The 12605-nt window shown below is 70.6% G+C and carries 14 protein-coding genes; 8 read left to right on the top strand and 6 right to left on the bottom strand.

The features are described from left to right. Window positions 1-143: 143 nt before the first annotated feature. A complete protein-coding gene (locus tag WG922_RS16205; RefSeq protein WP_340283795.1) occupies window positions 144-2141 on the top strand; it encodes an acetoacetate--CoA ligase in 1998 nt (665 codons plus the stop codon). Here the strand turns inward: WG922_RS16205 and WG922_RS16200 are convergent. Beyond that, window positions 2117-3052, bottom strand: coding sequence for a DMT family transporter (locus WG922_RS16200; RefSeq protein WP_340283794.1), 936 nt, complete (start codon window positions 3050-3052; stop codon window positions 2117-2119). The genes WG922_RS16205 and WG922_RS16200 overlap by 25 nt on opposite strands. Before the next feature lie 194 nt (window positions 3053-3246). On the opposite strand from WG922_RS16200, the gene WG922_RS16195 reads away from it, so the two are divergent. Both WG922_RS16195 and fghA read left to right on the top strand, forming a co-directional pair. Beyond that, a complete protein-coding gene (locus WG922_RS16195; RefSeq protein ID WP_340283793.1) occupies window positions 3247-4353 on the top strand; it encodes an S-(hydroxymethyl)glutathione dehydrogenase/class III alcohol dehydrogenase in 1107 nt (368 codons plus the stop codon). 10 nt (window positions 4354-4363) lie between these two features. Beyond that, a complete protein-coding gene (gene fghA / locus WG922_RS16190) occupies window positions 4364-5212 on the top strand; it encodes an S-formylglutathione hydrolase (RefSeq protein WP_340283792.1) in 849 nt (282 codons plus the stop codon). 66 nt (window positions 5213-5278) lie between these two features. Here fghA and WG922_RS16185 read toward each other — a convergent pair whose 3' ends face one another. Both WG922_RS16185 and WG922_RS16180 read right to left on the bottom strand, forming a co-directional pair. Continuing rightward, on the bottom strand, window positions 5279-5701 hold the full coding sequence (locus tag WG922_RS16185) for a MarR family winged helix-turn-helix transcriptional regulator (protein WP_340283790.1): 423 nt from the start codon (window positions 5699-5701) through the stop codon (window positions 5279-5281). A gap of 12 nt (window positions 5702-5713) precedes the next feature. Continuing rightward, complete coding sequence (locus WG922_RS16180) at window positions 5714-6223, bottom strand: flavin reductase family protein (protein ID WP_340283789.1); 510 nt, start codon at window positions 6221-6223, stop codon at window positions 5714-5716. A gap of 63 nt (window positions 6224-6286) precedes the next feature. Between WG922_RS16180 and WG922_RS16175 the strand changes: the two genes are divergently transcribed. The 3 genes from WG922_RS16175 to WG922_RS16165 all read left to right on the top strand — a co-directional run bounded on the left by WG922_RS16175 (window position 6287) and on the right by WG922_RS16165 (window position 9149). After that, a complete protein-coding gene (locus WG922_RS16175) occupies window positions 6287-7057 on the top strand; it encodes an alpha/beta fold hydrolase (protein WP_340283788.1) in 771 nt (256 codons plus the stop codon). Between the two features lie 492 nt (window positions 7058-7549). After that, complete coding sequence (locus WG922_RS16170; RefSeq protein ID WP_340283787.1) at window positions 7550-8725, top strand: hypothetical protein; 1176 nt, start codon at window positions 7550-7552, stop codon at window positions 8723-8725. 88 nt (window positions 8726-8813) lie between these two features. Then, a complete protein-coding gene (locus WG922_RS16165; RefSeq protein ID WP_340283786.1) occupies window positions 8814-9149 on the top strand; it encodes a hypothetical protein in 336 nt (111 codons plus the stop codon). 373 nt (window positions 9150-9522) lie between these two features. Here the strand turns inward: WG922_RS16165 and WG922_RS16160 are convergent, their stop codons facing one another. Genes WG922_RS16160 through WG922_RS16150 form a run of 3 tightly spaced genes read right to left on the bottom strand, consistent with a single transcriptional unit; the run spans window position 9523 to window position 11834 of the window. Further along, window positions 9523-9945 (bottom strand): universal stress protein, encoded by a 423-nt coding sequence (locus WG922_RS16160; RefSeq protein ID WP_340283785.1) that lies wholly within the window; start codon window positions 9943-9945, stop codon window positions 9523-9525. Between the two features lie 57 nt (window positions 9946-10002). Next, window positions 10003-10836, bottom strand: coding sequence for a metallophosphoesterase (locus tag WG922_RS16155; RefSeq protein ID WP_340283784.1), 834 nt, complete (start codon window positions 10834-10836; stop codon window positions 10003-10005). Next, window positions 10833-11834, bottom strand: coding sequence for a LysR family transcriptional regulator (locus tag WG922_RS16150; RefSeq protein WP_340283783.1), 1002 nt, complete (start codon window positions 11832-11834; stop codon window positions 10833-10835). Before WG922_RS16150 ends, WG922_RS16155 begins: the two co-directional genes overlap by 4 nt. A gap of 131 nt (window positions 11835-11965) precedes the next feature. Here WG922_RS16150 and WG922_RS16145 point away from each other — a divergent pair, with 131 nt between their 5' ends. Continuing rightward, window positions 11966-12394, top strand: coding sequence for a hypothetical protein (locus tag WG922_RS16145; RefSeq protein ID WP_340283782.1), 429 nt, complete (start codon window positions 11966-11968; stop codon window positions 12392-12394). Continuing rightward, a complete protein-coding gene (locus WG922_RS16140; protein WP_340283781.1) occupies window positions 12394-12561 on the top strand; it encodes a hypothetical protein in 168 nt (55 codons plus the stop codon). Before WG922_RS16145 ends, WG922_RS16140 begins: the two co-directional genes overlap by 1 nt. The last annotated feature ends 44 nt before the right edge of the window (window positions 12562-12605 follow it).

The raw sequence follows: 12605 nt of genomic DNA, 5'->3' as shown, positions 1-12605 counted from the left end.
TCCTCGCTCCTAAAAGAAGAGCAATGGTAGGGGCTCGCGCTGCGCCGCTCAATAGGCACGCCATGCAGCGGGCGGCGGCCGCACGCGCGGTTCCATGGAAATCCAGCATGGCCGCGGCGGCGCGTGGCCGCTAGGCTCGGGCCATGCGAGCTCCTTTCGTTCCCCAGATCCGCCTCTACCAGGACTGGCTGCGCGCGCGGCACGGTCTCTCTTTCGACGACTACGACGCGTTCTGGCGTTGGTCCACAGCCGACCTGCCCGCGTTCTGGCAAAGCGTCTGGGACTACTTCGATCTGCGCTCGCCCACGCCGCATCAGGCCGTGCTGGCCGAAGACCGCATGCCGGGGGCCCGCTGGTTCTCCGGCGCGCAATCCAACTACGCCCACCAGGTGCTGCGCCACGTCGATGCCGCGCACGCCGCCGGCATGCCGGCCCTGCTCGCGAGCAACGAGCGCGGCGTCGAGCGCGCGCTGTCGTGGCCCGAGCTGCGCCGGCAGGTCGCCGCCCTTGCCCTGCACCTGCGCGCGCAAGGCGTGCAGCCGGGCGACCGGGTGGCGGCCTACCTGCCCAACGTGCCCGAGGCGGCGGTGGCATTCCTGGCCACGGCCAGCATCGGCGCGGTGTGGAGCCTGTGCGCGCCCGACATGGGCGCGCGCGCCATGCTCGACCGCTTCCGCCAGATCGAGCCCAGGGTGCTGATCGCCTGCGACGGCGTGCGCCACGGCGGGCGCGACCACGACCGCGTCGCCACCGTGGCCGAGCTGCGCGACGCGCTGCCCTCCGTGCGCCACCTGCTCGTGCACCAGGAGCTGCAGCTGCCCCTGGACACCCTCGCACCCTGCACGCTGCTCGCCGAAGTGCTGGCGCGCGACGACGGCGCCACCGAAGCCTTCGAGCCCCTGTGGCTGCCCTTCGACCACCCCCTGTGGATCGTCTACTCCAGCGGCACCACCGGCCTGCCCAAACCCATCGTGCACGGCCACGGCGGCACGGTGCTGGTGGCGCTCGCGCTGGGCTGCCTGCACAATGACGTGGGCTGCAGCTACCACCCCAACAGCCGGGGCGAGCGCTTCCACTGGTACAGCTCGACCGGCTGGGTGATGTGGAACGCCCAGATCGCAGGCCTGCTGAACGGCACCACCTGCTGCATCTACGACGGCAACCCGGGCGGCTCGCGCGAGCGCCCCGACTGGACCACCCTCTGGCGCTTCGCCGCGGACCATGGAGTCACCTTCTTCGGCGCAGGCGCTGCGTTCTATGCCAATTGCATGAAGGCGGGCGTGTCGCTGGCGGACATTCCCGGCCTGCCCGCCGTGCGCGCGCTGGGGACCACCGGCTCGCCGCTGTCGGAGGACGTGCAGCGCTGGGGCACGGCACAGTTCGCCGCACTCGGCACGCCGGACATCTGGTGGTGCAACATCTCCGGCGGCACCGACTTCGCCGGCGCCTTCATCGGGGGCAACCGGGAACTGCCGCAGGTTCCAGGGCAGATGCAATGCCGCCTGCTCGGCTGCGCCGTCGAAGCCTGGGACGAACACGGGCATCCAGTGGTCGGGAGCGTGGGCGAATTGGTGTGCACCCGGCCCATCCCGTCGATGCCGCTCTTCTTCTGGGGCGACGAAGGCAACGCGCGCTATCTCTCCAGCTACTTCGACATGTACCCGGGGGTCTGGCGCCACGGCGACTGGCTCAAGATCACATCCGGAGGCGGCTGCATCATCTACGGCCGCAGCGACGCCACCATCAACCGGCACGGCCTGCGCATGGGCACCAGCGAGCTGTACAGCGCGGTGGAGGCGCTGCCCGAAGTGATGGACTCGCTGGTGGTCGATCTCGAATACCTCGGGCGTGCGAGCTGGATGCCGCTGTTCGTGGTGCTGCGCCCCGGGCTCGCGCTGGACGACGCGCTGCGCGCTCGCATTGCCGGCGCGGTGCGCGAGGCGCTGTCGCCGCGCTTCGTGCCCGACGAGATCGTGCAGGTCGAGGAAATTCCGCGCACGCTCTCGGGCAAGAAGCAGGAGCTGCCGGTCAAGAAGCTGCTGCTCGGGCAGCCGCTGGAGAAGGTGGTCAACCGGGACGCCATGGCCAATCCGGACAGCCTCGACTGGTACGTCGATTACGCCCGGCGCCGCGCACCCTGAGGTGCCGCCGCGACGGCGGACTTGCGGTTGACCAGCACGATGCCCACAGCCACCCCCGCCAGCGCGACCATCAGTTGCACCGTGAGCGGCTCGTTCAGCAGCACCGCCCCCAGCACCAGCGCGAGCAAAGGCGTGAGGAAGGTGAACGACGACAGCCGCGTGGCCGGGTAGTGGCGCAGCATCCACATCCACGCAAGGTAGCTCGCGAAGGCACCCACCACGGTCTGCAGCGCGAGCGAGCCCCAGGCCATTCCCGAGTACGCGAAAGACCAGCGCTCGCCGAGGAGCGCCGACAGCAGGGGCGCCACCAGCGCCGTCACCCCCACCTGGTAGAACAGCATCTTCTCGGCACTGGCCGTCGCCAGGCGCGAGCTGCGGATCACCAGCGTCGTGAGCCCCCACAGCGTGCCGGCCGCGAGTGCCAGGGCGTCGCCGCGCAGCTGGTGGGGCCCCGCGACCTGGTTGACGAAGCCTTCGGCGAACGCCAGCGCCACGCCGGCGAACGCGAGCACCAGGCCGGCCCACTGCACCGTGCGCAGCCGCTCGGCCGGAACGAACCGCGGCAGCAGCAGGGCCACCACGAACGGTGAGGTGTAGAGGAACACCGTGAGCCGCGAGGCGGTGGTGTCGCGCAGGCCCAGGTAGAGGCAGGCGAACTCGCCGGCGAACAGCAGCCCCGCCAGCAGCCCCGCGCCCAGCGTGCCGTCGCGCTGGAACAGCGGAACGCCGCGCACCGCGCACCACAGCCCCAGCAGCGCCGTGGCACCGATGAAGCGCAGCGAGGCCTGCCACAGCGCGGGCACCTCGGGCACCGTGACCTTGATCAGGATCTGCTGGAAGCCCCAGAACGCGCAGCAGGCCAGAAGCAGCGAGACGGCGAGGGTATCGAGGTGTTCTTTGCGCTGGAACATGCGCCGATCTTAGTGGTGCCCCGCCCGCGCTCCGCCGCGTGGGCGCGGCGCGAGGGCCGACGAAGCAGGCCGCGAACTCGCGCGGCGCACGCCGCAGCAGTGCCTGTGCGCGCAGGCACAGCCGCAGGCGCCGGGCCCCGCGCCGCGGGCAACGGTGCGACACTTGCGCCCTTGTCGAACACGAGGAGTTGTGCATGAAAACCCGTGCCGCCGTGGCCTGGAAGGCTGCCCAGCCGCTGTCCATCGAAACCGTCGATCTCGACGGCCCGCGCGCGGGAGAAGTGCTGGTGGAGATCAAGGCCACCGGCATCTGCCACACCGACTACTACACGCTTTCCGGCGCCGACCCGGAAGGCATGTTCCCCGCCATCCTCGGACACGAGGGCGCGGGCATCGTGGTCGATGTGGGCCCGGGCGTCACCACGCTCAAGCCCGGCGACCACGTGATTCCGCTCTACACGCCCGAATGCCGCCAGTGCAAGTTCTGCCTGTCGCGCAAGACCAACCTGTGCCAGGCCATTCGCACGACGCAGGGCAAGGGCCTCATGCCCGATGGCACCAGCCGCTTCAGCCTGGACGGCCAGCCCCTGCTGCACTACATGGGCACCAGCACCTTCAGCAACTACATCGTCGCGCCCGAGATCGCGATGGCGAAGATCCGCTCCGACGCGCCCTTCGACAAGGTCTGCTACATCGGCTGCGGCGTGACCACCGGCATCGGCGCGGTGCTCTTCACGGCCAAGGTCGAGGCGGGCGCCACGGTTGCGGTGTTCGGCCTCGGCGGCATCGGGCTCAACGTGATCCAGGGCGCCAGGATGGTGGGAGCCGACAAGATCATCGGCATCGACATCAACCCGGCGCGCGAGCAGATGGCGCGGCAGTTCGGCATGACGCACTTCATCAACCCGAAGGAGGTGGAGAACGTGGTCGATGCCATCGTGCAGCTCACCGACGGCGGCGCCGACTACAGCTTCGAGTGCATCGGCAACACGCAAGTGATGCGCCAGGCGCTGGAGTGCACCCACAAGGGCTGGGGCCAGAGCGTCATCATCGGCGTGGCCGAAGCCGGCAAGGAGATCAGCACCCGCCCGTTCCAGCTGGTCACGGGCCGGCAATGGAAAGGCTCGGCCTTCGGCGGCGCGCGCGGCCGCACCGACGTGCCGCGCATCGTCGACTGGTACATGGACCACAAGATCGACATCGACTCCCTCATCACGCACACCCTGCCGCTCGGGCGCATCAACGAGGGCTTCGATCTCATGAAGCGCGGCGAGTCGATCCGTGCCGTCGTCGTCTATTGAGGAGCGCGCGATGGAGGTCCTGAGCGAGCACGCCGCGTTCGGCGGTACGGTGCGCTTTTGCAGGCACGCGTCGCGCACCATCGGGCTGCCGATGCGCTTCTCGGTGTTCCTGCCGCCGGCGGCGGCTGGCGGTGCCGGCGAGCTGCCGGCGATGCTGTACCTGGCCGGCCTCACCTGCACCGAGGAGACCTTCATGGCCAAGGCCGGCGCGCAGCGGCTCGCCGCCGAACTGGGGCTGGTGCTGATCGCCCCCGACACGAGCCCGCGCGGCGCGGGAGTCGCGGGCGAGGCCGAGCACTGGGATTTCGGCGTCGGCGCGGGCTTCTATCTCGATGCCACCGAGCCCGCATGGCGCACCCACTACCGCATGGAAAGCTGGATCTGCGACGAGCTGCTGCCGATGCTGGTCGAGCAGCTGCGCCTGGACGCGCGGCGCATCGGCCTCTGTGGCCATTCGATGGGCGGCCACGGCGCGCTCACGCTGGCCCTGCGGCATCCGGGACGCTTTCGCACGCTGTCGGCGTTCGCCCCGATCTGCGCGCCCAGCGAGGTGCCCTGGGGACAGAAGGCATTCGGCGGCTATCTTGGGGCGGACCACGCGGCATGGCAGGCGCACGACGCGACTGCGCTGATGCGCCGGCAGGCCGCGCCGCCCTACCCCGGCGGCATCCTGATCGACCAGGGAACGGCCGACAAATTTCTGGACGAGCAATTGCGCCCCGAGCTGCTCGAGGCGGCCTGCACGCAGGTCGGGCAGCCGCTCACCCTGCGCCGCCACGCCGGCTACGACCACGGCTATTACTTCATCGCGAGCTTCATCGACGACCACCTGAGGTGGCACGCGCGCGAGTCCTTGTAGCCGCGGCATGCGCGAGCACCTCCGCCGGCGGCGCGCTCCGCACCGCACCGCACCCGCAGTGCATGGCTAGCCGGCGGCGAGCTTTTCCAGCAGGCGTCGCAGCACGCGGGTCTCTCCTGGACCGAGCGTGCGCAGGATGCGGGCCTCGTACTGGCGGGCCTCCTCCACCAGCGGCTTGACCAGCCGCCGCCCGGCGGCCGTCGCGGCGACCCGCGTGCAGCGCTGGTCGTGCGCATCGGCCAGCAGTGCCACCCATCCCTGTTCTGCCATCCGCTGCGCCAGCTTCGTGAGGGTGGGCTGCTTGGACAGCACCTCGCGCGCGAGCTGGCCTACGGTCAGCGGCTCACCATCGTGCAGGGTGGCCAGCACGCGCCACTCCACCGGACTCAGGCCCGCCGCGCGGACGTGGTCGTCGAAATCCTTGTAGACCGCGTAGTTGGCCTGCCCGAGCAGATGCCCCAGGTAGTTGTCGATGAACCGGTCGGACATCGCCAGCGGCTCCTATAGCGGCAGCTCGGTGTAGAAGCGGCCGCCGTGAAACAGCAGGGGCGAGGCACCTTGGCGCCAGGTGCAGCGCTCGACCTCGCCGACGAAGATGACGTGGTCGCCCTCGTCGTAGCGGCTGCGGTTGAAGCACTCGAAGGTGGCCGCCGCGCCTGCGATGAGGGGTGCGCCGCCTACGCCCGCCGCCGAGTCGACGCCGCGCCAGCGATCGGCGCCCTTGGCGGCGAAGCGTTCGGCCAGCAGCTTCTGGTCGGCCGCGAGCACGTTGATGGCGTAGTGCGAGCCCGCCCGGAAGGCCGCCAGCGATGCCGCCGCCTGCGACAGGCTCCACAACACGAGCGGTGGCTCGAGGGAGACCGAATTGAAGGAGTTGGCGGTGAGCCCGATCGGCGTGCCGTCGGTGCTGCGGGTGGTGACGATGGTGACGCCGGTGGCGAACATGCCCAGCGCCGCTCTGAATTCGCGCGCCGAGAAACTCGGCGCCTGGGCGCGTCGGGGCGGGGTCATCGTGCCAGCTTTATTCCATGAAATTTCATGTAGTATGCCCCGAAGCAGAGCACAGGGGGACCGATGAGCTTGCCTACCTTCACCACGCTCGGCGCCGGTCCGACCGTGCTGATGCTGCATGGCGTCGCCGCGACGCACCTTGCCTTCGCACCCCAGGTCGAGTCGCTGGCGATGGCGGGCTACCGTGCCGTTGCATGGGACATGCCAGGGTACGGCGTGAGCCCCCCTATCGAGCCTTATACCTTCAAGGGCCTGGCCGAACGCTGCATCGCACTCATCCACGCGCTGCAGTGCCCGAGCGTCGTGCTGCTGGGGCACGACATGGGGGGCATGGTCGCGCAGGAGGTCGTGGCGCGCCGGCCGGAACTGGTGGACAAGCTCGTGCTGTGCGGCACCAGCCCCTCCTACGCGGCCTTCGACGGCATGCTGGTCTCCCAGCGTGCCGAAGCCCTGCACGGGACCGGCGACATGGAAGCCCTGGCCGACATGCTGGTGCCACAGCTGGTGGGGCCGGGCTCGTTGCCCGAGGGCGTGCGACTTGCACAGCACTGCATGGCCCAGGTGCACCCCTCGACCTTCCGCCGTGCCCTCCAGGCCATGACCGCCTTCGACCGCGACGCCTGCCTTGCCAACATCCATGTGCCCACCCTGCTCGTGGCCGGCGAGCGCGACCGCCATGCAACGCCCGAGGTGATGCAGCGCATGGGCCGCTCCATCCCGAGCAGCACCTACGTCGAGATGCGCGGCATCGGCCACCTGCAGAATCTGGAGGCGCCGGACGACTTCGACGCCGCGGTCCTCAGCTTTCTCGCGCTCCCCCGGCTGCTGCACTGAGCGGTCACCCGTCGCGATCGCCCGTCCGCGGCCGGCTTGCGGTCTCCAGATCGCGTCGCCTCCGCTGCGCCGGGCCATCTTCGCGGCCGTGAGGAGCCCCGCCTTGCGGCTGCGCGCTGTGTGGAACCATCCGCATCGGCACGAAACTCACCAGGCCCCGACACCCTTCAGCCGAAAAGGATCACCACATGTCCGTGCGCACGGTCGCCTGCCTGCCCTGCGCCGACGCCTCTTCGATCGCGGTCTTCTGGCAAGCGCGCGACAGCATCGCAGGGGCACCATGCGCGACACCGCCATTCCCGGCATCGCCGTGCCCCGGGCGAGCGCGCCACGCGCAGCCGCGTGGGGCTGCGGCCTGCTGACCGTCGCCGTTTTCCATCCGAAGCGCTGATGGTCGATCGCAGCCCGCCCTCCGCAGTGCCTGCCGCGCCGCCTAAGGCAAGCGCGTCGCGCGCGGCGGCTGCCGCAACGGCAACAGCATCGGCCGGGCAGATGCCTGCGGCCGTCCACACCGGCGCCGCGACCGCGCACCTCACGCGCTTCGTGGCCGTCGATGCGCAGCTGGCACACAACCTGGCGGGACGCGAGAGCCTGGCCCAGCTCTCGCGAGAACTCGCGCGTGCCCTGGCCGAGGAAGCCGCGCAGCCCAACGCCGCGAACCGCGCCCGCGTGCAGGAGCTCGTGCGCCAGGCACAGCAGCTGGGGACCGCGCTCGCCGCGCAGGGCGTGCCGCCGGCGCCGCAGGAGCCGCCGGGTCGGTCCGGGGTGGTCATGCAGCAGCCGCCGCCACAGGCAGCACCCGCGAGCGCCGTCGAGCAAACTGCGCAGACCGCGCAGGCAGGCCGCGGCGGCCCCGCACCCACCGCGCAGCCTGCCGCCCCTGACGCGGCGCGCGCTTCCGAGGCTGGCTTCTCCGCAACGCGAACGCCGCAGCGTGCTCAGCCCGCGCCGTCACCTGCGGCGACAGTACTTCAGCGCCTGGCCGTCGCGATGCCGTCCACCCCGGCTGGTGACCCGGCACCGGGCCAGGGCGCAGGCGCAGCCGGCGCTTCCGGGACGTCGGCTGCCATGCTCCCGCACACCCCACCCGCTGCTTCGGCGGCGACGCAAGTCGCTGCACCGCCGCCGCCTGCCGCCCCGGAAGGGGAAACACGGGACGCGCCCGCGCCGGCGCCCGCCTCTGCACGCGCCGCCGCGATGGTTCCGTCGAACATGCCGGCGGCAGCATCCATCGTCGATGCGGCGATGAGCCGCGTCGATCACGCCGCGATGGGCGTGCTTCTGGGAATGGCGTCCGCCGGACCGCCAGATCGCTCCGGCTTCGCCGAGCTGGAGCGCCAGCGTGCGGTTGCCGCGGCGCGCGGCAGCCTGGACGAAGCCTCGCTGCGCCAGCAGCGTCGCGAGCAGCACGGCAGCGGAGAGGGTGCGCCTGGCAGGGGCAAGCGCATGCTGTCCGGGCTGGAACTGGCCGAGCTGGAACGGCGTTGGGGGTCGTGCCGCATGGCGATACAGGCGTGGCTGCACGCACCCGGGCCCGACACCGAAGCGGCCGTTCGGCAGGCGTTCGACACCCTGGCGCGCACCACCGAATGGATGACGGCGCAGGGCAAGACGGTGCCCCCGGCGCCAGCCGACCTGCGCAATCCGTTGGAAAACCCGGTCGATTGACGCATGCACTTGCACGTCGCAGACAGGGCACAGGCAGCCGTCCGGGCACGCCGGTCGCCACCACGCCGGCACCACGAAGGGGCCCCGCATGCCGACCCGCCAGCCAAGTGACGCCGCCGCGACGAAGCAGGTCGCCGGAGAGGACGACGCGGACGCACTCGCGCGCTGGCGTCAGTGGTTCCGCCAGGCAGACCAGGCGCTGCACGAGCGGGGCTCGGCACTCGAGCGCGAGCAAGCGGCGGTGTGCGCAAGCCTGCAGGCATGCGGCCTGCACACGCCGCAGGACATCCGCGCAGCGATCGCCGCCATGGACGCGACCGAGCGCGAAGCGCTGCACATCGCGGGGTACGGCAGCGCATCCGCCCGACCCGAGCCCGCGCCGGCAGCCGCGCCGCGCCGGAGCAGGCGGCGCCCCTTCATCTGACCAGGGCGTGGCTGCAAGGTCGAGAGCAGCTGCTTGCAGTAGCCGGAGTGCGCCTCCAGCAGCGCCTCGCGCGCCTGAAATCGGCGCGGCCAAGGCCCGGGTCGCCTGCTGTGCGTGTCCGCTGGATGCACGCACGGAGCTTCCGGGCGCGAGGCGCACTCTCGCGTTGGCTTCATCACGGTCTGCGCCACCCTCGTGGGCGGCCTCCGGTGCGTAGCGGGTGGCCTCGCACGTCGCCTTGTGCTCGGTCTCGCCAGAACCGGGGGCATGCGAGCAGCCCGGGCACCCGATCAACGCAGCCGCGGCACAACGGCTCGCCGCAGTTCTGCGGCTGCCTGGCTCCACGCGGTCATGGCACGCAGCGCGCGGCGGGTCAGCGCACCAGCAGCACCGGCACTTTGCAGTGCGACAGCACCCGGCTCGCCACCGAGCCCATCACCAGCCGCCCGAGGGCGCCGTGCCCGTGCGAGCCCATGAGGATGAGGTCGTAGCCGCCTTGCTCGGCGTACTCGGCGATGGTCTCGCCCACGTGGCCGGCCTTCCAGGCGCCGGTCGCGCGCAGGCCTGCGGACTGGAGCTTGCTCACCACGGGGTCGAGCACCTTGCGTGACTCGTCCTCGTAGTAGTCGTGCGTCGTGTTGCTGCCCACGACGGATGCCGCGTGGTTGGGCAGCGGCATCTGGGCAGTGAACGCGGTGTAGTCGTGGGCCGGGTCGAACAGCGCGGGCTGGTTGACCACGTAGTCGATCATCTTGCGGGTGTACTCGCTGCCATCGACGGCAAGCAGGATCTTCATGGCATACCTCCACCAAGGGAAGTCTGCGAGGCTAGCACGGCCCAGCCGGCCGCCGAGTCAGACGGCGACGCCTGAGGTGAGGCGCTGCGTGTCGATGACGAGGTCGGGCCGGAAGCTCTCCTGCTCTCCCTTGCTGGCATAGCCCAGCGGGTTTGCCACCACCCGGCAGGCGCCGGCGAGATAGTCCTGCGGGCAATGCAGGTGGCCATGCAGCCACAGGTCGGCGCGCGCGAACAGCTCGTCGAGTGCGTTGCAGAAACCGGCGGTGCCCGGGGTGAGCCCGTAGCGCGGGTCGGCGCTGCGCAGGCTGGGGGCAAAGTGCGTGACCACCACCGTGGTGCCGTCGAAGCGCCGCGCCAGCGCCTCGCGCAACCACTCCTGGCAGGCCAGGCCAAGGGCCCGCCAGCCGTCCGCGAGCACCGGCTCGCCGCCGCGGCTGGCGCTGTAGCGTTGCAGGTAAAAGTTGGCCGCCCGCATGGCCTTCTCGCGCGCCTTGATGCGCCGCACCGTATCGGGTGCCGCCCCGGCGAGTGCCTCGAAGTCGGTCCACAGGGTCGTGCCGACGAAGCGCACGCCGCCCAGCACCAGCACCTCGCGTTCGAGCCAGTGGATTTGCAGGCGTTCGCAGGTGCTGCGCAGCCGCGCGTGGGTGGTGTCGAAATCGAGGCCGTCGTACTCGTGGTTGCCCGGCACGAACAGCACGGGAGTGGGCCAGCCGTGGCGCGGCGAGAAACGCTCCAGCCCGAAGTCATCGGTGCCAGCGAGACGGCTGCCGCGCTGGTAGGAGCCGATGTCGCCGGCCAGGACCAGCACGTCGGCTCCCGGTGCGGGCCGCACCTGCACGTCGGGCTGCGTTTCGAGATGCAGGTCGGACAGAAGCTGGATTTTCACGGCGCCGATTCTGCCGCTGCGCCCGCGGCAGGCATGTCGCCCTGCGCCGCGAACGCCCGTGCCGCGGCGTCCGACACGGCACCGCGCAGCCAGCGGTGGTCGCCGCGCGTGCCGACCCGGCGATGCCACAGCGCGTCCACGTGCACCGCGGGCACCGGAAACGGCAGTTCGCGCCAGGTGAGCTCGCTCGCCATGCCGGTCACGCGTACGAAGTGGTGCGGCAGCACGGTGAGAAGGTCCGAGCCGGACACCACCCGGCCTGCGGTGAAGAACTGGTTGACGGTCAGCACGATGCGGCGCTTGCGGTTGAGCGATGCGAGCGCCTCGTCGATGAAGCCGAAAGGCCGGCCGGAGAAGCTCACCAGCAGATGGTGCGCGGCGCAGAAGGCGTCGAGCGTCAGCTCGGCAGCGGCGAGGGGATGCGCATCGCGCATCACGCAGACATAGCGCCCGTCGTACAGGCGCTGGTGGTCGAACACGGCGGCGACGCCGGCCTGGGCTTGCGCCGTGAGGTCGGCAAGCACCGCCGGGAAGTAGCCCACCGCCAGATCGATCTGCCCCTCGTCGAGCAGGCGCCGCGGGTCGCGCGTGGTGAGCGGCAGCACCCGCACGGAGATGCCCGGAGCCTCGCGCTCGATGATCTCCACCAGGCCGGGCATGAGCTCGGCCGCTGTGGCGTCGGCCATGGCGAGCACGAAGGTGTTCGATGCCTCGGCAGCGGCGAAGGAACCCGGCGCGATCGATGCCTCGAGCTGCCGCAAGGCTTCGCTCACTGCGGGCCACAGGGCCAGCGCCCGCGGCGTGGGCTCGACGCCGTAGCCGCTGCGCACCACCAGCCGGTCATCAAGAAAGTCGCGCAGCCGCGCCAGCGCATTGCTCACCGCCGGCTGGGTCATGGAAAGGTTGCGTGCGGCCCGTGTGAGGTTGCGCTCTGCCATCACCTGATCGAACACGCGTAGCAGGTTGAGGTCGAGAGTGCGGAAGTTGGGCGAGCTCATGCGGCAATCATATGTTTGTTGAATGGTATTCATCACCATTCTAAATTTGGCAAATATCAGGGGGAACCCTAATATTCGTCCCACGCAAGCCGGCCGCCCGCCGGCAGTAGTCACCTCCGAAAGGCACCCTCATGACCACCTTCGTACGTCCCCACTTTCCCGTCGAGCACTCGGGTGCTGCCCGCCTCGCGCGTTCGGTCGAGTTCTTCGGCTCCGCCTGGCGGCGCACCGCCCACGGCAGCGTGGTTCTCGCAGCCGTCGTGGCAGCCGTGGTGGCCCTGGCGAACCAGGTCGTGGACACCTGGACGGATGGCCATCTGCTGGCCGCCTGGATCGTGATGTGGCTGGTTGCGTTCGCCGCCCTGGCGCTGTTCGCCGCTCCGGTGCGACGCGCCGCCGCCACGGCCTCGGGGCTGCTGGCGAACTGGCGTGCCCGCCGTTTCCAGGCAGCGGAAGATCGCCGCGTCTGGGAACTTGCCCTGACCGACGCCCGTGTCATGGCTGACATCAGCCGCGGCATGGAAGCGCGCTCGCTGCGCGACGTCCGTACGGTGCGTTGATGCTGGCACTGCTGGCCGCGCCCGGCCGGCTGATGCTGTGGCTGGCCCGGCAGCTGCCGCGATCGCTGCTGGATCCACTCGACGCGTGGTCGCAGCAGGTGGCACGGCGACGCGCCGAACGCCGCCGGGCGCGGCTGCTGGCAACCCGACAAGCAGGCCGCTCCTGAGCGAAGCGCCGCGGGCAGTGGCGAACTCGATGTGAAATGCAAGA

This window comes from Ramlibacter sp. AN1015 (assembly GCF_037726105.1).
Taxonomy (GTDB): Bacteria; Pseudomonadota; Gammaproteobacteria; order Burkholderiales; family Burkholderiaceae_C; genus Ramlibacter.
The sequence above is the reverse complement of the archived record's forward strand: the minus strand, read 5'-3'. Positions and strand labels throughout refer to the sequence as shown.